Below are 24,729 nucleotides of genomic sequence, written 5' to 3' on the forward strand. Positions count from 1 at the left end.
CGCCAGACCTTTTCCTGACCGGTGGATCAATCGCCCCGGTCCCCAACCAAAGAGGCTTCCCCTCATGGCCATCGAACGCACGCTGTCGATCATCAAACCCGATGCCACCCGTCGCAACCTCACCGGCAAGATCAACGCCAAATTCGAGGAAGCCGGTCTGCGCATCGTCGCGCAAAAACGCATCAAGCTGTCCATGGAACAGGCCGGCAAATTCTATGAAGTCCACAAAGAGCGCCCCTTCTACGGCGAACTGTGCGAATTCATGGCGTCCGAGCCGGTTGTCGTGCAAGTGCTTGAAGGCGAAGGCGCGATTGCGAAAAACCGCGAAGTGATGGGCGCCACCAACCCGGCCAATGCCGATGACGGCACCATCCGCAAAGAATTCGCCCTGTCGGTTGGCGAAAACTCGGTCCACGGCTCGGATGCGCCGGAAACCGCGGCCGAAGAAATCGCTTTCTTCTTCTCGGGTCTCGAACTGGTCGGCTAAGCCGCCTTTTCGACCAAAGCTTCAGGGGCTGCCCTTCGGGGTGGCCCTTTTGTTTTGCCGATCATGGCAAAGAAAAACCGCGCCGACAGGGCCGGAGCGGTGGCGGCCATGAAGCGCATGGCAGGAAAGACACCCGGTTTCGGATCTCAGAGCAGAGATCCACGACGGGTTGGCTCTCGTGAGGGGCGAGAACGGGGCAGTGTCTCGGGCCGATCAAAGCGCGCGCCGGAAGCGCACGCCACAAGCGGCCATGCCCAAGGGCAGAGGAGGGCGCCTTAGATCGAGGCCCAGTCGGTGATCCGGGTCACGCCGGGTTGCGCGGGCTTTTCGCTGCTTGCGCCGTGCTGCTGCACGGAAGCCTGTTTCGTCGATTGCTGGACCCGCACGCCCTCTTGCTGCTGGCTGGCTTGGCCCATTCCCATTTGCACCATGTCTTGCATCTTTTCGCCTCGTTACGTGATCGCCTTGCCCCTTCAGGGGGCGCTGAGATTGTGGCGACACTATGACGCAGCTAGCCCGAACTGACAGCTTGGTCAATTCACGATGAATGACAGCGGTGTGACACCCTGTGAGGGATGCGCAAAAGTCACGCTTGAGGCGAGAAAACCCTGCAAAAACAGCGCATCTGGCCAAAAAATTTAACCAAATTGCAGATTCACGATGATCTGTGGAAGGTGGCTTATTCGGCCGCCGTGCCCGCGGTTTGCGGCGTCGCGTCGCCGTTGCGCTTGCGCGCGGGCGCACCGCAGAGCGAGACCTTGGGGCGGCCCGACATATGCAGCAGATGTTCCAACGCGCCATTGTCGCGCACCATGTCGCCCAAGGTGTGGCGGTCCATCGCGGAATAGAACGCCTCGACCCCGGCTTCGAGCGCGTCGCGGAAGCGGCAGGCATCGGCCAGCGGGCAGGAATTGGTCTCCGCATCGAAACACTCGACGAACGGCAGCGACGCCTCAAAGGTGCGCAGCACCTCGCCCACACCGATCTTGTCCATGTCGCGCGCCAGCCGCAACCCGCCCGAACGGCCGCGTTGCGTTTCGACAAAGCCGCGCTGTGCCAAAGTGTTGACCACCTGCGCAAGGTGGTTTTCTGAGGCATTGCACGCCTCGGCGATCTCATGCTTGCGCACGATCCTGTCGCTGTTCACAGCACAGAACATCAAAGTGCGCATCGCCAGGTTGGTCCGAGTCGTCAGTCGCATGCTGGCTCCGAATTCCCGAGGGTTTAAGGCATGTCGCAGATACTTTATTGAGATATGTCACGACTGATTGGCAAAAGACAGTGAAACACTGTCCTTGCGTCAATATGTCTGCATGATGCTTCTTTTATTGTATGCAGATTTTGGAATGTTATAACGGTGCTGCGACGCGGCGGCTTTGGGCCTGTTTTGGGGGCAAAACGCCCGCTGCGGCAAAAGACGGGCATGCCCGGTTTCCACGTTTTATCCCCTGGGTCTTGGCCCATTTTAGACACGCTGACCCGCAGCTGACGGTATCAAGGATTTCGCATGACAGCCTCTCCCACCGCCGCGCCGCAGACCGAAAGCCGGCTCGCGCATTTTCCGATCACCTTCTACGCCACCACCATGGGCTTTGGCGGGCTGACGCTGGCCTTGCGGGCCGCGGCAAAGCCGCTGGGGCTTGGGCCGCTGCCCTATCAGGTGATGCTGGGCGTGACCGCCACGGCCTTTGTGCTGATTTCGCTGTTCTATCTGGCCAAGGCGCTGACGCATTGGAAAGAGGTTTACGGCGAATGGCACCACCCGATCCGGTTGTCGTTCTTTCCGACGATTTCGGTGTCGATGCTGTTGCTGTCGATCGGGCTGATGACGGTGTCGCAACCGGCGGCCACGCTGCTTTGGGGCATTGGCACGGCCTTGCAGGGCATTTTGACGATTTCGGTGGTGACGAACTGGATCGGCACGCGCTCGTTCCAGCATGGCCATCTGAACCCGGCTTGGTTCATTCCGGCGGTCGGCAATGTGATTGTGCCGGTCGCCGGCGCGCAGCTTGGCTTTACCGAAATCTCGTGGCTCTTCTTCTCTGCGGGGATGATGTTTTGGGTGATCTTGCTCACGCTCGTCTTTAACCGGCTGGTGTTTCACGACCCGCTGCCGGGGCGGTTGCAGCCGACGCTGGTGATCATGATCGCGCCCCCGGCGGTGGCCTTTATCGCCTGGGCGCGCCTGACGATGACCGAGGGCGCCGCGGTGGATGCGATGGGGCATATCCTGTTGTCGCTTGCCTATGTCTTTGCGGCGCTGGTGGCGGTGCAGATCCCGCGCATCTTGCGGTTGCCCTTTGCGATGTCGTTCTGGGCGCTCAGCTTCCCCTTTGCGGCGCTGACCATTGCCACCTTCCTTTATGCGGAAATGACCCAGTCGGTCGTGCATCAATATATGGGCACCGGCTTCTTGGGGCTTTTGGTGCTGTTGATCGCGGGGCTGGTGGGGCGCACCGTGATGGGCATCGTGCGCGGCGAGATTTGCCGCCCCGAATAAGCGCGCCGCTTGCAGATCGTGTCCGGCCCTCGCCCAGTGCGGGGGCCTTTTCATGCCGTGCTGCGCGTCTATGCCGCAAGTGCTTGGGGTGCAGGGCGTTTTTTCCTTGTCGCGGGGGCGTGCTAGGCTAGGTGATCTTTTAGCCCTGCCCGCCGCCCCCCGGAGGCCCAATGACATCGATCGACGACCATCCGCTGCGCTATGCGTTGGTGAACGAATTGCACGCCCGGCCGTTTCCCTCGGTGGGCGCGCCCGCCCATGTGATCTACTTCGCCTTCAAGCAACCGAAGGATGCGGCGAACCGCGACCGCGCCAAGGATCACGACCATCTGGTGGATCTGCTGACCCGCAATGGCGCGGCGATCCCGCCTGCCGGGGCAACCCATTACACCGGCGAGATTGGGCGGCATGCGCTGAAATGGGAAAGCCACACCGAATTCACCACCTATCTGGCGCATGCGCCGGGCGTGTCGGAGCGGCCGTTTGATCCGGCCGAGGCCGAGATTTTCCCGCCCGGCTGGGTGCATAATGCACCGGGGCGGCGGATCGCGGCGATTTCGATCCGGATCGAGGAATTGCCCGAAGACCCGATGAAAATCCTGCCCGCCATCGACAGCTGGTTCGTGCCCGAAAGCCTGACCTGTTCTTGGGTGCTGGAAGAAACCGCCGTCGTGGCGACCGATTTCCGCATTGATCCGGCGGGGTTGATGCGTTTTGCCGTCTTTGTGCGCCCGGGCACCGGAGAGGCGCGCGTGGGCCGTGTCGTGCAGCGCATCTGCGAGATCGAGACCTATCGCGCGGTGTCGATGCTGGGCCTTGGCCGGGCGCGGCAACTGACGCAAACGCTCAATCATCTGGAGCCGGAACTTAGCGCGCTTGTCGACAGCATGAAGGATGACGCACATCCCGCCGAGGATACGCTGCACCGGCTGTTGGAGGTTTCGACCGAGTTGGAAAGTTTGGCTGTCACCCATACGTTCCGGTTCTCGGCCACCAATGCCTATGAGGCTATCGTGCATGACCGGGTAGAGGTTTTGCGCGAAAGCCGGTTTAACGGGCGGCAAAAGTTCAATGAATTCATGATGCGCCGCTATGATCCCGCGATGCGGACGGTGAAATCCGCCGAGGTGCGGCTGAACGCGATGGTCGAACGCGCCGCGCGGGCGGGCGAATTGCTGCGCACCCGGGTCGATGTGGCACGTCAGGCGCAAAACCAAAAACTGCTTGAAAGCATGGATCGCCGGTCCGACTTGCAGTTGCGGCTGCAACGCACGGTCGAGGGGCTTTCGGTCGTGGCGATCAGCTATTACGCCGTCAGCCTTGCGGCCTATGCGGTTTATCCGGTCGCCAAAGAGATCGGCATCAGCAAGGAAATGGCGGTCGCGGGGCTGACGCCCGTTGTGGTGGCGATTGTCTGGCTGGCGCTGCGGCGGATCAGAAACAGCGTCGCACCGCATTAGGCGCGGCCTCGGGCGACGTGCCCGGATCACGTGACCAGAGACGAAAAAGGGGGCGCATCGCCCCCTTTTCTTTTGATCTGAACGGGCGCTCTAACCGCCTTAGACCCCGCGTGCCAGCGCGGCCACACCCGTGCGCGCCACATCCACAAGCCCCAAGGGGCGCATCAATTCGGCAAAAGCATCGATCTTGTCCGAGGTGCCGGTGATCTCGAAGACAAAGCTTTCCAGCGTGCTATCGACCACATTGGCGCGGAAGATATCGGCCAGACGCAGCGCTTCGACGCGTTTTTCGCCGGTGCCTGCCACTTTGAACAGCGCCAATTCGCGTTCCACCGCCGTCGCTTCGGTGGTGAGGTCATGCACCTCATGCACCGGCACGATGCGGCCCAGTTGCGCGCGGATCTGTTCGATCACCGCCTCGGTGCCGCGGGTGACAATGGTGATGCGGCTGGTGTGGCCCTTGTGGTCGATCTCGGCCACGGTCAGGCTGTCGATGTTATAGCCGCGCCCCGAAAAGAGCCCGATCACCCGCGCCAGAACGCCGGGTTCGTTTTCAACAATCACCGCCAGCGTGTGGCTGCGCTCGACCTCCGAGTGGAAATCGCGCAGGTCATAGGCGGAGTGGCTCGACGAGCCTTTCTTGATGTTCAGAGCGGCCATATGCCCTCTCCCTTCCGAATGTCTTTCATCTTGCCGGACAGTTTCCGGGGTCCGGGGGCGGGGCCCCCGGGCCACTCTCACACCAGCGCGGCGCCGCCGCGGAAGGCTTCGGCATCGGCCGAAAGCAGCATATCATTATGCGGCTTGCCCGACGGGATCATCGGGAAGCAGTTTTCGTGCTTTTCGACCAAGCAATCGAACAGAACCGGGCCATCATACTCGATCATCTCCATGATCGCGTCATCCAGCTCTTTCGGGTCGCTGACCACAATGCCCTTCCAGCCGAAGCTTTCGGCCAGCTTCACGAAATCGGGCAGGCTTTCCGACCAGCTTTGCGAATAGCGCCCGCCGTGCAGAAGGTCTTGCCATTGCCGCACCATGCCCAGCCGTTCGTTGTTCAAGATGAACTGTTTGACGGGCGCGCGGAACTGCGTCGCGGTGCCCATTTCTTGCATGTTCATCAGCCACGAGGCTTCGCCCGCAATGTTGATCACCAGCGCGTCGGGATGGGCGACCTGCACCCCGATCGAGGCCGGGAAGCCGTAGCCCATCGTGCCAAGCCCGCCCGAGGTCATCCAGCGGTTCGGCGCCTCAAAGCCCAGGAATTGCGCCGCCCACATCTGGTGCTGGCCCACCTCGGTGGTGATGTAGCGGTCGCGGCCCTTGGTCAATTCTTCAAGCCGTTGCAGCGCATATTGCGGCTTAATGATCGTGTCGGAATTGGTGTAGCTCAGGCAGCGCACCTTCTTCCATTCGTCGATCTTGCTCCACCATTTGCCAAGGCCCTCTTTGTTGGTCTTGCGCCCACGCGCCTTCCAGACCTTCAGCAGGTCTTCAAGCACATGGCCGATATCGCCCAAGATCGGCAGATCGACCTGAATGATCTTGTTGATCGACGAGGCGTCGATATCGACATGCGCCTTCACCGAATTGGGGCTGAAATCGGCCACGCGCCCGGTGATGCGGTCGTCAAACCGCGCGCCAAGGTTGATCATCAGATCGCAATCATGCATCGCGAGGTTGGCTTCATAAAGCCCGTGCATCCCCAGCATGCCCAGCCAGTTCTTGCCCGAGGCCGGATAGGCGCCAAGCCCCATCAGCGTCGAGGTGATCGGGAAGCCCGTTGCATCCACCAGTTCGCGCAAAAGCTGGCTGGCCGCACTGCCCGAGTTGATGACCCCGCCGCCGGTGTAGAAGATCGGGCGCTCGGCCGTTTCCATCATCTCGACAAGCTTGGTGATGGCGTCGAGATCGCCTTTCACCTTGGGGCGGTAATGTTCGGTGCGCGCGGTTTTCGGCCCGGTATATTCGGCCGAGGCGAATTGCACATCCTTGGGCAGGTCGATCAGCACCGGTCCGGGGCGGCCCGAGGTGGCGACATGGAAGGCCTGGTGGATCGTTTCCGACAGTTTCGACGGGTCTTTCACCAGCCAGTTATGCTTGGTGCAGGCGCGGGTGATGCCCACGGTATCGGCCTCTTGGAAGCCATCGGTGCCAATCATGAAGGTCGGCACCTGACCCGAAAACACCACCAAGGGAATGCTGTCCATCAGCGCATCGGTGAGCCCCGTCACCGCATTCGTCGCGCCAGGGCCAGAGGTCACCAGCACGCAGCCCGGCTTGCCGGTCGAGCGGGCATAGCCCTCGGCCATATGCACGGCGGCCTGTTCGTGGCGCACAAGGATATGCTTGATGTCGTTTTGCTGAAAGATCGCGTCATAGATCGGCAATACCGCGCCGCCGGGGTAGCCGAAGATCGTATCGACCCCCTGATCCTTGAGCGCCTGCACCACCATTTCTGCGCCGGTCATCTGCCGCGACATCTTTCACGTCCTTTCCCGGGGCCTGCGCCCCCGACCTTCCGGGGCTTTCGCCCCCGCTTCGACAGGGCAAGCGCCCCAACCCGTTTCACAACAAAAAGCCCCCGCGTGATCGGCGAGGGCGCATGGGAACCAATATGGTCAACCGTTACCGGCCCATGCGCGCTTTCCCTACCAGAACGACAAGCGAGATCATCGCCGCACCTTTTCGTTGCATTCGGGCGGACATTAGGGGCAGGCCGATGGGGCGTCAACGGCAAAACGCTGAATATAATGTCGCGCAGTGCCTTCAAATGTTGCGAAAGTTGCGCAAAGTTGCGCGGGCGTGACATTTTCGCAAGTCTTCCGGGGGCAAAAAGGGCCGGACTCGTCTTAATTTGCACGCGGCGGGCTGTGGTGGGCCATTGGGCGAGTCGCGGGCCTTGAAACGCTGCGTTTGCGCTTCCTTTCAGCGCCAAAATCCCTATCGTAACCGCGACCATGGGGCGGCAAAGCGGCCGCAACGGGCGCTGCGGGGCCGGGTTAGGACAAAAGTAACGGTGGATTGGTCAGGAATTCGGACCGGATTGGCCCGAGTTCCTTGATTTTCCTGTTCACACCCGGCAAGGAACACCGAAGCCTCGCAAGGGGCCGTGGGAGCATTGAAAGGGGAGGAGACGATGGGCGCTTTGCTGGCTCTGTCACGGGCCGTCGACCGCATCAACGAGGTCATCGGCAGATCGGTGTCCTGGCTCATTCTGGTGGCGGTGCTGGTGTCCGCCACCAATGCCATTGTGCGTAAGGTGTTCAACACCTCGTCGAACGCCTGGCTTGAGGCACAATGGTATCTGTTCGGGGGCGCCTTCTTGCTGGCCGCCGCTTATACGCTCAAGCAAAACGAGCATATCCGCATCGATATCGTTTATGGCGCCTTTTCGCGCCGGGTGCAGCATTGGATTGACCTGTTCGGCCATGTCTTCTTCTTGATGCCGTTCCTGACGCTGATGCTGTGGATGCTGTTTCCCTATGTGATGATGTCGGTGAAATCGGGCGAGGTTTCGACCAATGCGGGCGGGCTGATCATTTGGCCGGCGAAATCGCTGTTGCTGATCGGTTTTACGCTGCTCTTTGCGCAAGGGATTTCCGAAATCATCAAGAAAATCGCGATCATGCGCGGGCTGATCGAAGACCCGCATACCTATAGCGGGCACCACGGCACCGCCGAGGTGATTGCCGAGAAAGAGGGGCTTTAAGATGCTGCTCGAACTCATTGCCACGAACATGGCGCCGATCATGTTCGTTTCGCTGATCGTGTTTTTGCTGCTGGGCTATCCGGTGGCGTTTTCGCTGGCCGCGAACGGGCTGGTTTTCTTCATCATCGGGGTGGAGCTTGCGCCGCTGTCGGGCGGTTCGATCAACCTCAGCTGGCCGCTTTTGAATGCGATGCCGGAACGGTTTTGGGGCGTCTTAAGCAACGAGACATTGCTGGCCATTCCGTTCTTCACTTTCATGGGGATCGTGCTGGAAAAATCCGGCATGGCCGAAGACCTGCTGGATACGATCGGGCAGTTGTTCGGCCCGGTGCGCGGCGGTTTGGCCTATGCGGTGGTAATCGTGGGCGCGCTGTTGGCGGCGACCACGGGCGTCGTTGCGGCCTCGGTGATCGCGATGGGGCTGATTTCGCTGCCGATCATGTTGCGCTACGGCTATGACCGGCGCATCGCCTCGGGGGTGATTGCGGCCTCGGGCACGCTGGCCCAGATCATCCCGCCCTCGATCGTTCTGATCGTGCTGGCCGACCAATTGGGCCGCTCGGTGGGCGATATGTATAAAGGCGCGCTGATCCCGGGCCTTGTGCTGACCGGCATCTATCTTGGCTATGTTGCGGTGATGTCGATCATCCGCCCGCATTCGATGCCCGCCCTGCCGAAAGAGGCGCGCACGCTTGGTTCGGGCGTGATGTCGCTTTTTGTGGTGCTGGCCATCGGTCTGGTGACGTATTACCTCGCCTTCCAATGGCTGCATGATCCGGGCGCGCGCAATTCCAATGCGGGCATTCTGGCCTCGGGTCTGGCGGTGGTGGTGATTTATCTCATCGCGCTGATCGACAAATCCACCGGCTTGAACCGCATGAGCCGTTTGGCGCAGCAGGTGGTGATCGTGCTGATCCCGCCGCTGGCGCTGATCTTCCTTGTGCTTGGCACTATCTTCCTTGGCGTCGCAACGCCGACCGAGGGGGGCGCGATGGGCGCGGTGGGCTCGCTGATCTTGTCGGGCGTCAAGAAGCGGCTCAACCTGACCGTGGTGCGCGAGGCGCTGGCGGCCACCACGCGGCTGTCGTCTTTCGTGATGTTCATTCTGCTGGGGGCGCGGGTGTTCTCGCTCACCTTCTACGGGGTGAACGGGCATCTGTGGGTCGAGCATCTGCTGGTGTCGCTGCCGGGCGGCGAGATGGGCTTCTTGATCGTTGTCTCGCTCTTGGTGTTCTTCCTCGCCTTCTTCCTCGATTTCTTCGAACTAGCCTTCATCATCGTGCCGCTTTTGGCGCCCGCCGCGGAAACGATGGGGATCGACCTGATCTGGTTCGGGGTGATCTTGGGGGTGAACATGCAGACCTCGTTCATGCACCCGCCCTTTGGCTTTGCGCTGTTCTTCTTGCGGTCCGTGGCGCCCAAGGTGCCCTATGCCGACAAGGTGACCGGGCTGATGACCGAGCCGGTGAAAACCTCGCATATTTATTGGGGGGCGGTGCCGTTCGTCTTCATCCAGATCGTGATGATCGCCATTGTGATCACTTTCCCGCAGATGGTGATGCATTACAAAGGCAAGCCGGTCGATGTCAGCAATGTCGAAATCACCCTGCCCAGCATGCCCGGGCTTGGGGGCGGCCTTGATGGCGGGCTTGGGGCGCCCGGCGGCATGGGGCTGCCGCCGCTCGGCGCGCCCCGGGCCGCACCGGGCGGTGGGCTGAGCCTTGGCGCGCCGTCCCTTGGTGGTCCGCCTCCGGGTCTTGGGGCGCCCTCGGGCAGCCCGCAAGAGCCGCCGCAGGGCGGTGGGGCGAGCCTTGGCATCCCCGCGCCGATGGGATTGGGCGGTGCCCCGATCGGGAACTAAGCAAATACCAAGCGGCGGCCCTCGGGCCGCCGTTTTCGCTTCGCCCACGGGCCGCTCAGCGCCCGCTCAAACCGCCAGATGGCGCAGGCTGCGCGCGTAAGCCTTGCGCCCCAAAAAGGGCAGGGCAGGTTGGGGCGCTGGTCCCATGATCGCGCGCACCCGCGCGGCCAAGGCCGTGGGCAATCCCGCCAGCGCCACCGGGCCGGGCCAGAAGCTTTCGCAGCCCAGCCCCTCGGCCAGCACCACCGCGTGACGCGCCAGCACGATATGCACATAGTCGATCTGTGTGATCTCGGGGCAAAGCCGCACGCCGGGCCGGTCCAGCAGCAGATGGGCCGCGATCAAGGCCTTGGCCTCGGGCAGGGCCACCCGGTGCTGACGCGACAAGATCAGCCGCCGCGCGGGCCATCCGGGCCCCAGCGCATCGGGGGCAAAGGAAACCGGCATGCGGCGTGGCGCACCCGCGGGGCGAATGCTTGAGCGCAGCACAAGCGCCACTTCGGCGCTGCCGCCATCCGCCAAGCAAACCTGCTGGCCACGCCGCAAAAGACCGGCGGGCACCGCCCCCAAGGGGGTCGCGATCCGGCTTTCAGCGGCAAAACAGCTTGGGGCGGAACTGGCATAGCTATAGGTGCCGGTGACAAGGTCTTGTGTGCTGACGACGGTCAGCGGCTCGCCAAAAGGGGGCAAAGGCCCCTGCACGACAAAGCCTTGAATGTTATAGGCGTCATTGTCGAGCGAGACGAATTGCAGTGTGTAGGGATTGCCAAGGATGTCTTCGAGATGGACGATATATTCCGCCTCGATATTGGTGCCATCGGGCCATGTGGTGCCGTTGATGGTCTGGGCGCCGTTTAAAATCTGCCCGCCACCGCCATCGTCGTCAAAGGTCGCATCGGTGTAATCGGTGATCGACAGCGTCGTGGTCGAGGCGCCGGGCGTCAAGGTGATGGTGTCGACATTCCAGGTAAACTGGTAGCCGCCATTGTCCACGAACCCGCCCGCGGCGGTCGTGCTGGCATCGGCAATATCAAAGATCTCTAGGGCGTATATGGCCATGCAGGTCTCTGGTCTGGTTGCCCCTGTATAGCCTGCCTTGGTTAACCGCCCCTGAACCGGTGCGCGGCGCGGTTTTCGCGCTTTTCGGGTTGCGCGTGACGGTCAAAAATATACTATACCCGAGTATACGACACGGGAGCCCCTCATGCCCAACAATCCGGACGACAAGAAACGCATTCTTGCGCGGGTGCGCCGGATCAAGGGACAATGCGAGGCGCTTGAACGTGCGTTGGAAAGCGGTGCGCCCTGCGCGCCGATCTTGCAGCAAATCGCCGCCACCCGTGGCGCGATGAATGGGTTGATGGCCGAAGTGCTGGAAGCCCATATCCGCGATGAGTTCGGCGCCCCCGAGGGAGAGGGGGGCGCGAAAACCAAGGAACTGCTCGCCCTTGTGCGCAGCTATCTGAAATAACCCGAAGGGAGCCCCTCATGAAATCTCGTGCCGCCGTTGCTTTTGCCCCCGGCAAACCGCTTGAAATCGTCGAAATCGACGTTGCTCCGCCGAAAAAAGGTGAAGTGCTGATCCGCATCACCGATTCCGGCGTGTGCCATACCGATGCCTTCACCCTCTCGGGCGACGACCCGGAAGGCGTCTTCCCCGCCGTTTTGGGCCATGAAGGCGCGGGCGTTGTGGTTGAGGTCGGCGAAGGTGTCACCTCGGTGAAACCGGGCGATCACGTCATTCCGCTTTACACCGCCGAATGCGGCGAATGCGAATTCTGCAAATCGGGCAAAACCAACCTTTGCGTCGCCGTGCGCGCGACCCAGGGCAAGGGGCTGATGCCCGATGGCACGACCCGCTTTTCCTACAATGGCGAGCCGATCTACCACTACATGGGCTGCTCGACCTTCTCGGAATATACCGTTGTGGCCGAGGTCTCGCTTGCCAAAATCAACGAAGAGGCGAACCACGAACATGTCTGCCTGTTGGGCTGCGGCGTGACGACGGGCATCGGGGCCGTGCACAACACCGCCAAGGTGGAAGAAGGCGACAGCGTCGCCGTCTTTGGTTTGGGCGGCATTGGGCTGGCCGTGATCCAAGGCGCGCGCCAAGCGAAAGCGGGCCGGATCATCGCCATCGACACCAACCCCGAGAAGTTTGAACTGGCCAAGCAATTCGGCGCCACCGATTGCGTGAACCCGAAAGACTATGACAAGCCGATCCAGCAAGTGATTGTGGAAATGACCGGCTGGGGCGTGGACCACAGCTTTGAATGCATTGGCAATGTGAACGTGATGCGCGCGGCGCTCGAATGTGCGCATCGCGGCTGGGGCCAATCGGTGATCATCGGCGTGGCCGGGGCGGGGCAAGAAATCTCCACCCGTCCGTTCCAACTGGTGACGGGCCGCAAATGGATGGGCACTGCCTTTGGCGGGGTGAAGGGCCGCACGCAACTGCCGGGCATGGTCGAAGATGCGATGAAGGGCGAAATTGAACTGGCCCCCTTCGTTACCCACACCATGCCGCTTGACGAGATCAACACCGCCTTCGATTTGATGCATGAGGGCAAGTCGATCCGTTCGGTCATCAAGTTCTGAGGTCCGCAGATGGAACGGCTTGAATCGCACGCCTGCTTTGGCGGCGCGCAAACGGTCTGGAAGCACGCCTCCGAGGTGCTGGGCTGTGACATGAACTTTGCCGTTTTTACCCCCGCCCATGCGGCGGGGGAGCGGCTGCCGGTGATCTATTGGCTGTCGGGGCTGACCTGTAACGAGCAAAACTTCATCACCAAAGCGGGCGCGCAGCAATTTGCCGCCCAGCATGGGGTGATTTTGGTGGCACCCGACACCTCGCCCCGCGGCGCGGATGTGGCCGATGATGACGCTTACGATCTGGGCCAAGGCGCGGGGTTTTACCTCAACGCCACCCAAGGCCCCTGGGAGCGGCACTTCAAGATGTATGATTACATCACCCAAGAACTGCCCAAGCTGATCGAGGCGGAGTTCCCGGCCTCGGACAAGCGCTCGATCATGGGGCATTCGATGGGCGGGCATGGCGCGTTGACCATCGCGCTGAAAAACCCCGGTCGTTATGCCGCCGTCTCGGCCTTTTCGCCGATTGTGGCGCCCACCCAAGTGCCGTGGGGCGAAAAAGCCTTCACCGCCTATTTGGGTGAAGATCGCGCCACTTGGGCCGCGTGGGATGCGACCGCGCTTTTGGCGGGCGCTTCCGAGCGGCTTCCGGTCTTGATTGACCAAGGCGAGGCGGACCCGTTCTTGGAAAACCAGCTTAAGCCCGAGATCTTTGCCGCCGAGGCCGAGCGTCTGGGCCATCCGCTGACGCTGCGCCGCCAACCGGGCTATGACCACAGCTACTATTTCATCGCAAGCTTCATCGGCGATCACATCGCCCATCATGCGGCTGCGTTGAAAGGCTAAAAGCACCGGCCCGGGGATCCCTCGGGCCGCGCCATTTCTAAAGCGGGTCGACCGTCACCTGCGCTTTCGCCCCGCCCAATTGGGCAAAGGCGCGTTGGCGGCAGGTAAAGACGATGATCTGCTGATCGCGCGCCACCCGGTGCAGCGCGGTGAACATCGCCTCGATCCGGTCGTCATCGCTCATCACCAAAGCATCGTCCAAGATCACCGGCACCGCTTGGCCCGCCTGCGCAAACAGCCGCGCGAAGGCCAGCCGGGTCAAGATCGCCAATTGCTCGCGCGTGCCACCGGACAGGATATCAAGCGATTCCTCCGCCCCGTCGCGCGTCAGCGCTGTGGGCAAAAGGCTTTGATCGTCGATCTCGATAACCGCGCCCGGATGCAAGATCGCCAAAAGCGGTTGCAATTCGCGGATCACCGGGCGGAAATAGGCATCGCGCGCCGCGCTGCGCGCCGCGTCAAGCGCCGCACGCAGGCGCGTCAGCGCCTGAACCTCGGTGCCGTAGCGCGCTGCGCGGTCCTGAGCCTCCGCCGCGCGGCCTTCCAATTCGGCAAGGGTTTCCTCAATTCCTTCTTCGGCGATCACCGCGATCCGGCTGTTCAGCTCGGTCAGTTCTCGGCTCAACGCCTCGGTTTCTTGGCGCGCCTGATCGGCGGCCGTTTGCGCCCGGGTCAAGGCCGCCTCGGCGGTGGCAAGATCGGGCGCATTTTGGGCAAGCGCCTGATGCGCGGCGGCTTTTTCGATGCGGGCCTTGGTGCGGGCGGGCAGGGCGTCCCGCGCCGCCGCAAGCCGCGCGGCCAGGGTTTGCGGATCGCCCGCTTCGGCCTGCGCGGCTTCAAACGCGCGGTGGGCGGCGATCCGTTCCGCCTCGGCCCCCGCGCGGGCTTCGCGCGCGGCATTGGCCAATTCTTGCGCGCTGCGGGCGTTCGCCTGCGCGGCATTTTCTGCGGTCTCGGCTTTGGCCAGTTCGGCGTCCAGCGTGGTAGGGTCTTCGGGGGCGGCGGGCGTCTCCGCTGCCGCGGCCTCGGCGCGGGCAAGGGCGCTGCGCAACGCCTCTAGCCCCTCGGGGGCCAGATCGGCCAAATGCGCCGCGCTTTGGGTCAAGGCCGCTTGGTGCTGCTGCGCCTGCCCCCAAAGGGCGCGCATCGCGGCCACACTCTCGACGCCACAGGCCTCCAGCGCGCGGTCGCGCGCCTGTTGCGCCTGTTCAAGGGCGCGCGCGGTTTCCGCCCCGCGCTTCGCGCCCGGATCAAGATGCAGCGCGCCATAGCCCGGCAAGCTCAGCGTGCAGGCCGCCAGCACCGGATGCGGCTCCGGGCCCAAGGGCTGCCCATCGATCAAGGCCTGCGCCGCGCCATCGGGCAGGGGGGTGATCTGCACCGCTTGCGCCTCGGCCTGCGCGGTCAGCCGGTCCAGCGTCGCCTGTGCCTCTTCGGCGGTCTCAAGCGCCTTTTGCGTGAGCCCGATCAGCGCAAGCTTGGCCTTAAACGCGTCGATTTGCTGCGAAAGCGTCTCTGCACGGCTGTATTGCTGGCGCAGGGTTGTTGCGCGCGCACGGGCCTCTTGCGCCAGCCGGGCCTTTTGCGCCAGGCGCAACCGCTGCCGTAAGTCCCGCGCCGCGATGGTGGCGGCTTCGGCGGTTTTGCGGGCCTCGGATTCGCGTTGCCCCAAATCCTCGGCGCGCGCGCGGGCCGCTTGTGCCTTTTCTTGCGCCCGCTCTTGCGCGTCGCGCAGTGCTGCAAGCCGCGCTTCCAACGCGGCCAGCCGGTCGATGGCCGTTTGCGCCGCCTGCTCTTCGGTTTGGGCCAGACGCAAGGCAGTTTCGGCTTGTGCCAATTGCGCCGCATGGGCCTTGGCCGCCTCTTGCGCCGCCTTGGCGGTTTTCAGGGCTTTGTCGCGGGCGGCGACCTCTTCGGGGTGGGTCAGCCGGGTCAGTTGGCGTTGCACGTCGCTGCGCCGGGCCAGATCGCCGCTCAGCCGCTCAGCGCGCGGGCGCAACGCGGCGATCTCGCGCTCCAGCGCCTCCACCTCGGCCAAAGCCGCAGCCCAAGCGCCGCCCGCCTTGGGCTTGCCGGTCGCGGTGGCCAGAACCGCCAGCGCCGTGGACACCCGCGCCACCACCGCATCCATCCGCCGCCCGCCGGTCATCGCCTCGATTTCGCCCGCGACCGAGGACAGCAAGTCCCGCCGGGTGTTGAGCCCACGCTCGCGGGCGCGTTTTTCCTCGGCAGTCGTGCCTTCGGGTTCAAGCCCCAAAAGCCCCTGGCGCACCCAGACCAGCCCCGACGGCCCGGCCAGACCGCCGCCGGCCGTCCCGCCCATCAACGCATCGATCCAAGCCTCGGCCTCGTCATCTTGGGCGACGATCCGGCCCTGTGCATCGGTGATGCGCGCTTGTGGGCGCGACAGCCAGCGCTTGAAGATCGCAAACCGGCCTTCGGGCAGCTCAATCTCGACCGTGACCTCGGGCGCGCCGCCCGCATGGGGGCGCAAAGCCTTGACCGGCGCGCCCATCGCACGGTGGCGTTCGAAAAACACCGCATGCAGCGCGTCAAAAAAGGTCGATTTGCCGAATTCATTGGGTTCTGAAAGCACGGTCAGCCCATCGCCCAGCCCCGAAAGCCGCGCGCGCTGGCCCGCGAAACGGCGGATATTGGCCAGTTCAATCGCGCGCAGTTTCATGGGTGCTCCTCTTGCGCCAGCGCGTAAAGCCGCGCCAGCGCTTGGCTGGCCACATCGCGCTCGGCCTGTGCCAAGGCGGGATTGCGGCTTTCTTCCCAAAGCGTCTGCGCGGCTTGGCGCAGCGCGCCCGCGCGGTCGATCTGGTCAAGGTCTTCGGGCAAAGCTTCCACCGCGAGGCGCGATAAATCCGCGGCCCACCAGCCGAATTCTGGCCCAAGCTGGGCGATCTCGGCTTCCAGTGCGGCGCGCTCGGCCAAGGTCAGCCGCCCGCTGAGCGTAAGCCGCACCAGATGATCGCGCCGCTTCACGGCGGGCAGGGCGGCGCGCAACAGCGCGGGCGCATCGCCGCCCGGCAATAGATCAAGGTCCAGCCCGTGCCAGCGAAACTGCCCGGTCTCGCATAGCGTGACCTCGGGCGGCGCGCCGGGGCCGGGCAGGGTAACCAGCAGCGCCCCCGCGGCCAGATCATGCTTGAACCCGTCGGGTTCGGGCGTGCCGCTATACCATGTGGCCGGGCCCACTTGCAGCCGCCCATGCCAATCGCCCAAGGCCAGATAATCCAGCCCCGAGCGCGCCGCCCGGTCGGGCGGGATGATGCCGCTGGCCGCAGCCTCGCCGCTTTCAAGGGCGGTGAAATCGGTGATCGCGCCATGCCCCAGCCCGATGCGCAGATCGCCCTCGGGCGTGGGGGCCGACATCGCCTCGGTCAGATCGCGGCCCGGGCGGCGCTGCGTGCAGGGCGCGGGCAACAGGCTCACCCCGGGGGCCAAGGGCACCGGGGCATCCATGGTCAGCGCGCGCAGGTTTTCGGGCGCTTGCAGCGCGATGCGGCGCCACAGCTCGGTCGCGGCCAGACTGTCATGATTGCCCGGCAGCAAGAGCCAGCCGATATCGGCCTCTTCGGCCATCGCCGCCAGCGCATGGCGCAGGGTCTCGGGGGCGGGGGTTTCGGCATCGAAAGTATCGCCCGCCAGCATCACATGGCGCGCGCCATGCGCCCGCGCCGCTGCCGCCAGCCGCGCCAGCGCGCCATGCCGCGCCTCGCGCAGCCGGTTGCGGATCGTCTCGGGAAAGCCGCCAAAGGGCTTGCCAAGATGCAGATCAGAGGCATGCAGAATGCGAAAGGTCATCGAAACTCCGCCAAGTCAGGGCCCGTTTATCGCTGCACGATGCGCCCGCAAGGGTCAACCGCCCGCAGCGGGAACGCCCCCGTGCGCGCGCCGCTTTGCCCTTCGACTTTGTGCAAATATCCCGGGGGGAGACTTGCCCGCGAGGGCAAGAGGGGGGCAGCGCCCCCCCCCTTTTAATCGGCCTTTTGCGCGCGGGCATGGAAGATGAAGCCCAGAAAGTTCAACAAAACCTGCGCGGCCAGAATTTGTGTCGCGCCAGAGGGGTCATAATCGGGCGCCACCTCGACCAGATCGATCCCCACAACATCGTGGTTTTTCGCCACGCCTTGCAGGATCTCAAGCACCTCGTAATACAGGAACCCGCCATGCGAGGGCGTGCCCGTGCCCGGCGCGATCGAGGGGCAGAAGCCATCAATGTCGATGGTGACATAAATCCGCGCACCTTTGGGGATGCGCGCGAGCACGCCTTCGGTGCCCAGCTTGCGCACCTGCCGCACGCTTAAGATATCATCGCCCATTGCGCGCGCGGCGTCATAGCCGTCTTTCGCGGTCGAAGACACATTGCGGATGCCAAGCGCGGTAATGCCGCTGACATAGCCGGTTTCCGCCGCGCGGCGCATTGGGTTGCCGTGGCCATGGCGCACGCCGTGGCGCACATCGACGAAATCGAGATGCGCATCGATTTGCAAAATATGGATCGGCCCTTGGTCGTCAAAGGCGCGAATGCAGGGGATGTTGACCGAATGATCCCCGCCAATCACCACCGGCAAAGCGCCCGCCTTCAGCATCGCGCGCACACCGGCCTCGATATTCGCGTGGCTTTGCTCGGTATCGGTATGAACGATATCGGCATCGCCAATATCGACGATCCGCACGCTTTCGGGCAGGTAGGTCGCATCGTCTTCATGGTCATAGGCCCCCGCATGGCCGAAGGAAAAGAGGGTCGAGGCCTCGCGCACCGCACGCGGGCCAAAGCGGGCGCCCGCGCGAAACTGGGTGCCAAAGTCAAAGGGCGCGCCCATCACGGCAACATCGGCCGCGATTGTCGTCCAATCCTCGACATAAGGCCGTTTGCCGAAGGTCGAAATGCCGACAAAGGGCAGGTTTAGCCGCCCCGTTTCATATCCGTGTTTTGTCATTTTTTGGCTCCGTTCCCTGTGGTGGTGGCGTGAGCTTTTCCTTTGTTGCGAAATAATGCAAGTTGCTGCGGTGGAGTGAGGAGAAGGAAAGACAATGGCCCCGGTTCCGCCCAATCTGATACCCCCGAATGCCGCGCCCAAGGGGCTGTGGCGGCGCACGCCCCCGGCGATTTTTCCGCCCACTTTGGGGCTTTTGGGGCTGGCGCTGGCCTGGCGCAAAGGCGCGGCGGCTTTTGATCTGCCGGCGGCGGTGCCCGATATCTTGATCGGGGCGGTGACGCTGTTTTCTCTTTTTGCGCTGGTGGCTTATCTGGGGAAGGTGATCCGCCGTCCCGCCGTGGCGCTTGAGGATTTGAAAATCCTGCCCGGGCGCGCGGGGCTCGCGGCGGCGGTCTTGTGTCTTTATCTTTTGGCCGCGGCGCTGGCCCCCTATGGCTTGGCGCTGGCGCGCGGGCTTTTTGCCGCCGGGATCGGCGCGCATCTTTTGCTGACCGCCGCGCTGCTTTACAGCTTTTTCACCGGCCCGCCTGAACAACGCCGGGTCACGCCAGCGTGGCATCTGAGCTTTTCGGGCTGGATCGTCGCGGCGATGGCGGCCACGGGGCTGGGGCTTTCCAGCGTGGCGACCGGGCTCTTTTGGCTCGCGCTGGTGATTGCCGTGGCGATCTGGACGGTTTCGTTGCAGCAATTCGCGCGCGAAAGCGTGCCCGCGCCGCTGCGCCCGCTATTGGCTATTCACCTCGCCCCGGCGGCGGTGATCGGCACCACCGCTGCCGGCTTGGGCGGCAGCGCGATTGCGCAGGTCTTTGCGCTTTTGTCGGCCGCCTTGCTGGCGGTGTTTGTCCTGCGCGCGCCGTGGCTTTTGAAAGCGGGCTTTTCGCCCTTTTGGGGAGCGCTGACCTTCCCGATGGCGGCCACGGCCAGCCTATGGCTAAGCTTGGGCGGTCTGTGGCGGCTGCCCGGCGCGGCGATGCTGGTGGCGGCGACGCTGGCCATTGTGCCGATCGCGCTGCGCATCTTCAAAATGTGGGCAAAGGGTGACTTGGCGGCGAAAACCGGCGCTGCCCTTGCCTGAGGGCTTGCATCGGGGCGCACTCCATGAAACAGGGACGTGCCAACCGTTCCCTGCCGATGGAGACCCCCATGCAGATTCGCGAGGCCCTCACCTTCGATGACGTGCTTCTTGTTCCGGCCGCTTCCAGCGTGCTGCCTTCGGAGGCTGATGTCTCCACGCAGGTGACCAAATCGATCCGGCTCAATATCCCGCTTCTGTCCTCTGCGATGGATACGGTGACCGAGTCGAATATGGCCATTGCGCTGGCGCAAGCGGGTGGCATGGGCGTGATCCACCGCAACCTTAGCGTCGATCAGCAATCCGACGAGGTGCGCCGGGTCAAACGCTTCGAATCCGGCATCGTCTACAACCCGATCACGCTGACGCCCGATCAGACCTTGGCCGATGCCAAGGCCCTGCGCGAACGGTTCAAGGTTTCGGGCTTTCCGGTGGTGGATGCGACCGGCAAGGTCGTGGGGATCGTGACAAACCGCGACATGCGCTTTGCCACCGATGATGCGACCCCGGTCCATGCAATGATGACGGCAGAAGGCCTTGCCATGCTGCGCGAACCGGCTGACCGCGACGAGGCGATGAGCCTGATGAAAGCGCGCCGGATCGAGAAACTGCTGGTCGTCAACGCCGAAGGCAAGCTGACGGGGCTTTTGACGCTGAAAGACAGCGAACAATCCGTGCTGCACCCGCTGGCGTGCAAGGATGACAAGGGCCGGTTGCGCGTCGCGGCGGCCTCGACCGTGGGGGATGCGGGCTATGAACGCTCCTGCGCGCTGATTGATGCGGGATGCGATCTGATCGTGATCGACACCGCGCATGGCCATTCCGAAGGCGTGGCGAAAGCGGTCGAACGCGTCAAAGCCTATAATTCCGCGGTGCAAGTGGTGGCGGGCAACGTGGCCACGACCGAGGCGACGAAGGCGCTGATCGGCGCGGGCGCGGATGCGGTGAAAGTGGGCATCGGCCCCGGCTCGATCTGCACCACGCGGATCGTCGCGGGCGTGGGTGTGCCGCAATTGACCGCGATCATGGATGCCTGCGCGGGCGCGGGCGATGTGCCGATCATCGCCGACGGCGGGATCAAATTCTCGGGCGATTTCGCCAAGGCGATCGCGGCGGGGGCCAGCTGTGCGATGGTGGGCTCTGCCATTGCGGGCACCGATGAAAGCCCGGGCGAGGTGATCTTGTATCAAGGCCGGTCGTATAAATCCTATCGCGGCATGGGCTCACTTGGCGCGATGGCGCGCGGCTCGGCGGATCGCTATTTCCAAAAGGATGCGGCTTCCGACAAGCTTGTGCCCGAAGGGATCGAGGGGCAGGTGCCTTACAAAGGCCCGGTCTCGGCGGTGCTGCACCAGATGGTCGGCGGTCTGCGCGCGGCGATGGGCTACACTGGCCATGCGACTGTGGCGGCGATGCGCGGCAATTGCAATTTCGTGCGCATCACCGGCGCGGGGCTGAAAGAAAGCCACGTCCACGACGTGCAGATCACCCGCGAAAGCCCGAACTACCGGATCGGCTGAGACTGATCTTTAGCGCTCTTCGGATCACAGCGGATGCCGGCTTTGGTCGGCATCCGTAAGCGCTCAAGACCAAGTGGTTTGCGTGCCAGTGCCGCGATACGGGGCGGAAAAGGCTGTCAGGTGACCGGTCTCGCCCTGCGTTTCAAAAGCGGGGCATTGGCCTTTGGCCGTGCAGGGCGCAGTCCGTGACTGCGCCCTTGGTTTTGTTGCATATCCTGCGCTCAAAGAAGCTATGCCAAACCGTGACAGGTCAAGTTTGGCAAGGTGATGGGCGATAGATCAATTGCCGGTGCGCATCACCACGACCTTCGCCGTGCGGAAGATCAAGGACAGATCCGCCATCAGCGAGCAGCTCCGGCCATAGGCCTCGTCAAAGCGCACGCGGTTCGCAAAGGTCGTGTCATGACGGCCGACCACCTGCCAAAGACCCGTGACGCCCGGCCGCAAATCGTAATAAGCTTCGCCCCCGGCCGCATCGTAGATGGCTTTTTGCGAGGGCAGAAAGGGGCGCGGGCCCACAAGGCTCATGTCGCCTTTCAGCACGTTGAAGATTTGCGGCAATTCATCAAGGCTGGTCTTGCGCAGAACCCGGCCGATTGTCGTGATCCGCGGGTCACGGGTCAGCTTTTGATAGGTGTGCCATTCATGGGCGACCGCCGGATCGGACGCAATCATTCGCTCCAGAACGCCTTCGGCGTCCAAGACCATGCTGCGGAACTTGTAACACTGAAAGACTTTGCCATTGCGCCCGACACGCGGCTGCACAAAAAACGCCGCGCCCCCGTCAGCCCGCACGACGAGCCAGATGATCGCAATGATCGGCAGCAAAACGGGCAGCATGAGAACTGCCAGAACAAGGTCGAGCACACGTTTGCCCGCGGATTGATAGATCCGGAAGCGGCGCGCCGAGACACGTTTTACCGGCGCCAGTTCGATGGATGCCAGCTTCATATAAAGATTAGTGTTGTCGAACGCCATTTTCGCCCTCCAAACAGCAGAACAGTCACGCAAACAAGGCCTTCTGCCTCAAGCGAACAATTTGATCGTCACCAAGCCTGGCTCGAAGTTTTGGTGACGCTTCCCTTCTAAAGGGGCCCTTTAACAATTTAGTAACCTATAGCGGCGAAACGACACGTCTTTCAAGTTTACCAAAGGGGGACCTATGCCCTTTTGCTTGTTTTTTGGTCATTGTTAGTGGTTAACGCTGCAAAGGCAGGGCGTCTGCGCATGAATGCACCGATCGCCGATGCTGCGTCGCGGCAACAATCGGGTTCCGCGCGCCAGATCGGCCCCGATTCGGACACAATGGCCTGACCCTTTGCAGTCAGGCGGCGGGTGGCTGACGAATCGTGCGGGCCGCTTTATGCCCTCAGACAATAACCCCCAGACAAAGCTGGGGCATCGCGCACAGACGGGGCAGGATGAGATGAAATCGATGTTTCGCAAGATCACCGGGGGATTGCGGCGCGGGCCCAAGCGCGCGGCTTCGCCTGCGGCGGCCTTCGCGCCACCAGATCCGGGGGCGCCGCTTGCGGTGATCGGGGATGTGCACGGGATGATCGGCCCTTTTACGCAATTGCTGGAGGTCTTGGCGCGCGAACACCCCAAGGCCGAGGTGATCTGCGTTGGTGATCTGATCGATCGCGGCGAAGACAGCGCGCAGGTGTTGCGGCTGGCATTTCAGCGGCGCGACCACTTGGGGCTGATCTTGGGCAATCATGAAGAGATGTTGCTTGCCTTTCTGGAGGCGCCCGCGCGCAAGGGGCCCCGGTGGCTGCGCTATGGCGGTTTGCAGACCCTCGCCAGTTTCGGAATTGGCGGGCTGACAGAGGGATCCTCGACCGAGCAGCTTGCCAAGGCTGCACAGGCGCTAAAGGCCGAGCTTGGTCCCGATCTGTTGGAGTGGCTACATGCGTGCCCGCGGTTTGTTCAGCGTGGCAATGTCGTGGTCACCCATGCCGGGGCCGACCCTTGGCACCCGATGATGATGCAGCCCCCGCAGGCGGTGACATGGGGGCATCCAGATTTTGGCCGTCGCGCCCGCACCGATGGGTTGTGGATCGTCCATGGCCATACGATCGTGCCCGATTTGGTTTGTGCAAACGGGGTGATTTCGGTCGATACCGGAGCTTATGCGGGCGGCGGCTTGAGTTGTGCCGTTTTGGCGGATGGTCGGGTCGCGGCGCTGCGTGTTTAACCTTGCCGGGCGGGACATCCGGTGCCCATAGGGCAAGGGACGGTAACGCCGCGCGGTGTCTTCGCCCCTGATCGGAAAAACGCCCCGCATCGCGGGGCGTTTGGTTGTTCGTAATACGCGCGGGGCGCGCTTTGACGCCTTTTCAGATCAGTCCGAAGCCGCATTGACCGAAGATATGATGAGGGACGGCGTGATCGCATTGACCACATTCCCCCAATGCCGCACCGGCTGGGCCGCGACAAAGATCACGTCATTGGCATGGAGTTCGAACCGGGTGGCCAGCAGCAGGGCCGCGGCGTTGCGCGCATCCAGATGCCACGCGGTGATCGATTCATATTCCATCGGATCGGCGGAGCCGCGCAGGATGTAGATTTCCTTCGGGTTGGAGCGCGCCGCATCCAAGCCGGTGCCCGCATCATAAAGCGCATCCGCCAAAGTGGCCTTGCGATCAAAGGGCAGGGGGTAGCGCGTTTGCTGACCGATCTCGCCGGTCAGATAGGCATAATCGCGGGCCTCGGCCCCCAGTTCGAGGCGGGCGGCAAAGTTGTCACGCCGCTCTTTCAGCTCGTCGCGGCGCAGCGCAACTTCGGTTTGCAGTGCGTTCAGCCGGGCTTGCCGTTCACCTTGCTTGAACTGCGCAAGGCGGATCTGTTCCTCGAAATAGGCGGCCGCCTTGTCCAGCTCATAGGCGGTATCGACAAAGATACTGTCGCCCGCCAACAAGGTCATGCGGCCAATTTGTGGCCGCTCATAAACCGATTTGAGCGGCACTTGATAAAGCGTTCCGTCACGGTACAGGCGCACCAGCGCGGTATCCACATCCGCCGACGACACCCCGCCAACGGCGGCCAGCGCTTCATCAAGATGCAGCGGCGCGAGGGTGATCGGAACGACGCCGGGATTGGTGACATCGCCGCCGATCGCCACTTTCTTCGAGTTGAAATCGGTGATTTCCAGCGAGAAGGTCGGGTCGATCTGCTTGTCGAGGAACCGCTGAAAAAGCACCGCCTCGGCATCTTCCACCGTGCGCCCGGCAATCTGCACGCGCCCCACGGTCGGCACCGAGATAGACCCGTCATCTTGCACGGTATAGCCTTGCCGCGCGGTCTGTGCCGCCAAGATGCCGGTCAGTTGTTCCACGGTCGAACCGGTTCTCGGGGTGGCCAGCAACACCACATCGCCCACGCCTATGCGGTAGTTCGGCGCCTCTGCCGGGGGCGGCAGACGGGTTTCCAGCCCGCCGGGGCGACTGACGCGGTCAAAGGCGGGGCTTGGCGGCGCGATCGGGCGCGCCAAGGTGCCGCCGAGCCCGCCGCTTTGACGGAAATAGGCGGGCAACTCGCGCGGTTCATAGGGGGCGGCATTGGCCACCAGCACCGATTCCGCAGTCAGCGGCAGCACCCTGACCTTGCCTTCATCGCTAATGCCGGCGGAGACGGACGTTTTGTGATAGGCGACGCCACAGCCAGCAAGCGGGCTGACGAGCATGGTCCCCGTGAGAAGGGCGGTCAGAAACTGTTTCAAATCGAT

At 63.1% G+C, this 24,729-nt stretch carries 21 protein-coding genes; 11 read left to right on the top strand and 10 right to left on the bottom strand.

The features are described from left to right. The first annotated feature begins 64 nt into the window (after nt 1-64). A complete protein-coding gene (gene ndk, locus CKO11_RS11050) occupies nt 65-487 on the top strand; it encodes a nucleoside-diphosphate kinase (protein WP_223638322.1) in 423 nt (140 codons plus the stop codon). A gap of 275 nt (nt 488-762) precedes the next feature. Here the strand turns inward: ndk and CKO11_RS11055 are convergent, their stop codons facing one another. After that, entirely contained in the window at nt 763-918 is a 156-nt protein-coding gene (locus CKO11_RS11055) for a hypothetical protein (RefSeq protein WP_223638325.1), read from the bottom strand. A gap of 248 nt (nt 919-1,166) precedes the next feature. Continuing rightward, on the bottom strand, nt 1,167-1,688 hold the full coding sequence (locus tag CKO11_RS11060; protein ID WP_223638327.1) for an RrF2 family transcriptional regulator: 522 nt from the start codon (nt 1,686-1,688) through the stop codon (nt 1,167-1,169). Nucleotides 1,689-1,994: 306 nt separating this feature from the next. On the opposite strand from CKO11_RS11060, the gene CKO11_RS11065 reads away from it, so the two are divergent. Together CKO11_RS11065 and CKO11_RS11070 are read left to right on the top strand one after the other, a co-directional pair. Continuing rightward, a complete protein-coding gene (locus CKO11_RS11065) occupies nt 1,995-2,987 on the top strand; it encodes an SLAC1 anion channel family protein (protein WP_223638330.1) in 993 nt (330 codons plus the stop codon). Between the two features lie 170 nt (nt 2,988-3,157). After that, nucleotides 3,158-4,447, top strand: a complete 1,290-nt coding sequence (locus CKO11_RS11070; RefSeq protein WP_223638333.1) for a DUF3422 family protein — start codon at nt 3,158-3,160, stop codon at nt 4,445-4,447. A gap of 99 nt (nt 4,448-4,546) precedes the next feature. Here CKO11_RS11070 and ilvN read toward each other — a convergent pair whose 3' ends face one another. Continuing rightward, a complete protein-coding gene (ilvN, locus tag CKO11_RS11075) occupies nt 4,547-5,107 on the bottom strand; it encodes an acetolactate synthase small subunit (RefSeq protein ID WP_223638344.1) in 561 nt (186 codons plus the stop codon). Between the two features lie 77 nt (nt 5,108-5,184). Further along, a complete protein-coding gene (locus CKO11_RS11080) occupies nt 5,185-6,930 on the bottom strand; it encodes an acetolactate synthase 3 large subunit (RefSeq protein WP_223638347.1) in 1,746 nt (581 codons plus the stop codon). Nucleotides 6,931-7,586: 656 nt separating this feature from the next. Between CKO11_RS11080 and CKO11_RS11085 the strand changes: the two genes are divergently transcribed. After that, on the top strand, nt 7,587-8,159 hold the full coding sequence (locus CKO11_RS11085) for a TRAP transporter small permease subunit (RefSeq protein WP_223638350.1): 573 nt from the start codon (nt 7,587-7,589) through the stop codon (nt 8,157-8,159). Between the two features lies 1 nt (nt 8,160). Continuing rightward, entirely contained in the window at nt 8,161-10,020 is a 1,860-nt protein-coding gene (locus tag CKO11_RS11090) for a TRAP transporter large permease (protein ID WP_411742013.1), read from the top strand. 66 nt (nt 10,021-10,086) lie between these two features. On the opposite strand, the gene CKO11_RS11095 is transcribed toward CKO11_RS11090, so the two are convergent. Continuing rightward, nucleotides 10,087-11,079, bottom strand: coding sequence for a Hint domain-containing protein (locus CKO11_RS11095; RefSeq protein ID WP_223638353.1), 993 nt, complete (start codon nt 11,077-11,079; stop codon nt 10,087-10,089). A gap of 145 nt (nt 11,080-11,224) precedes the next feature. On the opposite strand from CKO11_RS11095, the gene CKO11_RS11100 reads away from it, so the two are divergent. From CKO11_RS11100 to fghA, 3 genes are read left to right on the top strand one after another with little or no spacing between them, the layout of a single operon-like run. Then, a complete protein-coding gene (locus CKO11_RS11100) occupies nt 11,225-11,491 on the top strand; it encodes a metal/formaldehyde-sensitive transcriptional repressor (RefSeq protein WP_223638356.1) in 267 nt (88 codons plus the stop codon). 17 nt (nt 11,492-11,508) lie between these two features. Continuing rightward, nucleotides 11,509-12,618, top strand: a complete 1,110-nt coding sequence (locus CKO11_RS11105) for an S-(hydroxymethyl)glutathione dehydrogenase/class III alcohol dehydrogenase (protein WP_223638359.1) — start codon at nt 11,509-11,511, stop codon at nt 12,616-12,618. A gap of 9 nt (nt 12,619-12,627) precedes the next feature. After that, nucleotides 12,628-13,458 (top strand): S-formylglutathione hydrolase, encoded by an 831-nt coding sequence (fghA, locus tag CKO11_RS11110; protein WP_223638362.1) that lies wholly within the window; start codon nt 12,628-12,630, stop codon nt 13,456-13,458. Nucleotides 13,459-13,495: 37 nt separating this feature from the next. Here fghA and CKO11_RS11115 read toward each other — a convergent pair whose 3' ends face one another. From CKO11_RS11115 to speB, 3 genes are all read right to left on the bottom strand, one after another. Continuing rightward, a complete protein-coding gene (locus tag CKO11_RS11115; protein WP_223638365.1) occupies nt 13,496-16,141 on the bottom strand; it encodes an AAA family ATPase in 2,646 nt (881 codons plus the stop codon). Then, complete coding sequence (locus tag CKO11_RS11120) at nt 16,138-17,271, bottom strand: exonuclease SbcCD subunit D (protein WP_223638368.1); 1,134 nt, start codon at nt 17,269-17,271, stop codon at nt 16,138-16,140. Before CKO11_RS11120 ends, CKO11_RS11115 begins: the two co-directional genes overlap by 4 nt. 173 nt (nt 17,272-17,444) lie before the next feature. Continuing rightward, complete coding sequence (speB, locus tag CKO11_RS11125) at nt 17,445-18,410, bottom strand: agmatinase (protein WP_223638371.1); 966 nt, start codon at nt 18,408-18,410, stop codon at nt 17,445-17,447. 94 nt (nt 18,411-18,504) lie between these two features. On the opposite strand from speB, the gene CKO11_RS11130 reads away from it, so the two are divergent. Together CKO11_RS11130 and guaB are read left to right on the top strand one after the other, a co-directional pair. Then, nucleotides 18,505-19,485 (top strand): tellurium resistance protein, encoded by a 981-nt coding sequence (locus CKO11_RS11130; RefSeq protein WP_223638374.1) that lies wholly within the window; start codon nt 18,505-18,507, stop codon nt 19,483-19,485. Between the two features lie 68 nt (nt 19,486-19,553). Further along, nucleotides 19,554-21,002 (top strand): IMP dehydrogenase, encoded by a 1,449-nt coding sequence (guaB, locus tag CKO11_RS11135; RefSeq protein ID WP_223638377.1) that lies wholly within the window; start codon nt 19,554-19,556, stop codon nt 21,000-21,002. Nucleotides 21,003-21,281: 279 nt separating this feature from the next. Here guaB and CKO11_RS11140 read toward each other — a convergent pair whose 3' ends face one another. Then, the gene (locus tag CKO11_RS11140; RefSeq protein ID WP_223638380.1) at nt 21,282-21,980 is read right to left on the bottom strand and encodes a sugar transferase; all 699 of its coding nucleotides are present in this window, start codon (nt 21,978-21,980) and stop codon (nt 21,282-21,284) included. Nucleotides 21,981-22,428: 448 nt separating this feature from the next. Here CKO11_RS11140 and CKO11_RS11145 point away from each other — a divergent pair, with 448 nt between their 5' ends. Further along, nucleotides 22,429-23,199: a metallophosphoesterase gene (locus tag CKO11_RS11145; RefSeq protein WP_223638382.1), complete on the top strand. Its 771-nt coding sequence runs from the start codon at nt 22,429-22,431 to the stop codon at nt 23,197-23,199. A 147-nt stretch (nt 23,200-23,346) separates the two neighbouring features. Here CKO11_RS11145 and CKO11_RS11150 read toward each other — a convergent pair whose 3' ends face one another. Next, nucleotides 23,347-24,729 carry a polysaccharide biosynthesis/export family protein gene (locus CKO11_RS11150; protein ID WP_411742016.1) on the bottom strand — a complete coding sequence of 461 codons (1,383 nt, stop codon included), beginning with the start codon at nt 24,727-24,729 and terminating at the stop codon, nt 23,347-23,349.

The organism is Rhodobacter sp. TJ_12, from assembly GCF_020023995.1.
Classification (GTDB): domain Bacteria; phylum Pseudomonadota; class Alphaproteobacteria; order Rhodobacterales; family Rhodobacteraceae; genus Rhodobacter.

What these genes read in the sequence shown, in the direction of transcription:
- CKO11_RS11120 (WP_223638368.1), bottom strand. Translation starts at nt 17,271, where the DNA reads ATGACCTTTCGCATTCTGCATGCCTCTGATCTGCATCTTGGCAAGCCC.
- CKO11_RS11140 (WP_223638380.1), bottom strand. Translation starts at nt 21,980, where the DNA reads ATGGCGTTCGACAACACTAATCTTTATATGAAGCTGGCATCCATCGAA.
- CKO11_RS11080 (WP_223638347.1), bottom strand. Translation starts at nt 6,930, where the DNA reads ATGTCGCGGCAGATGACCGGCGCAGAAATGGTGGTGCAGGCGCTCAAG.
- CKO11_RS11065 (WP_223638330.1), top strand. Translation starts at nt 1,995, where the DNA reads ATGACAGCCTCTCCCACCGCCGCGCCGCAGACCGAAAGCCGGCTCGCG.
- CKO11_RS11105 (WP_223638359.1), top strand. Translation starts at nt 11,509, where the DNA reads ATGAAATCTCGTGCCGCCGTTGCTTTTGCCCCCGGCAAACCGCTTGAA.
- CKO11_RS11095 (WP_223638353.1), bottom strand. Translation starts at nt 11,079, where the DNA reads ATGGCCATATACGCCCTAGAGATCTTTGATATTGCCGATGCCAGCACG.
- CKO11_RS11070 (WP_223638333.1), top strand. Translation starts at nt 3,158, where the DNA reads ATGACATCGATCGACGACCATCCGCTGCGCTATGCGTTGGTGAACGAA.
- ilvN (WP_223638344.1), bottom strand. Translation starts at nt 5,107, where the DNA reads ATGGCCGCTCTGAACATCAAGAAAGGCTCGTCGAGCCACTCCGCCTAT.
- ndk (WP_223638322.1), top strand. Translation starts at nt 65, where the DNA reads ATGGCCATCGAACGCACGCTGTCGATCATCAAACCCGATGCCACCCGT.
- CKO11_RS11145 (WP_223638382.1), top strand. Translation starts at nt 22,429, where the DNA reads ATGAAATCGATGTTTCGCAAGATCACCGGGGGATTGCGGCGCGGGCCC.
- CKO11_RS11100 (WP_223638356.1), top strand. Translation starts at nt 11,225, where the DNA reads ATGCCCAACAATCCGGACGACAAGAAACGCATTCTTGCGCGGGTGCGC.
- CKO11_RS11090 (WP_411742013.1), top strand. Translation starts at nt 8,161, where the DNA reads ATGCTGCTCGAACTCATTGCCACGAACATGGCGCCGATCATGTTCGTT.
- CKO11_RS11055 (WP_223638325.1), bottom strand. Translation starts at nt 918, where the DNA reads ATGGTGCAAATGGGAATGGGCCAAGCCAGCCAGCAGCAAGAGGGCGTG.
- CKO11_RS11060 (WP_223638327.1), bottom strand. Translation starts at nt 1,688, where the DNA reads ATGCGACTGACGACTCGGACCAACCTGGCGATGCGCACTTTGATGTTC.
- CKO11_RS11085 (WP_223638350.1), top strand. Translation starts at nt 7,587, where the DNA reads ATGGGCGCTTTGCTGGCTCTGTCACGGGCCGTCGACCGCATCAACGAG.
- CKO11_RS11130 (WP_223638374.1), top strand. Translation starts at nt 18,505, where the DNA reads ATGGCCCCGGTTCCGCCCAATCTGATACCCCCGAATGCCGCGCCCAAG.
- fghA (WP_223638362.1), top strand. Translation starts at nt 12,628, where the DNA reads ATGGAACGGCTTGAATCGCACGCCTGCTTTGGCGGCGCGCAAACGGTC.
- speB (WP_223638371.1), bottom strand. Translation starts at nt 18,410, where the DNA reads ATGACAAAACACGGATATGAAACGGGGCGGCTAAACCTGCCCTTTGTC.
- guaB (WP_223638377.1), top strand. Translation starts at nt 19,554, where the DNA reads ATGCAGATTCGCGAGGCCCTCACCTTCGATGACGTGCTTCTTGTTCCG.
- CKO11_RS11115 (WP_223638365.1), bottom strand. Translation starts at nt 16,141, where the DNA reads ATGAAACTGCGCGCGATTGAACTGGCCAATATCCGCCGTTTCGCGGGC.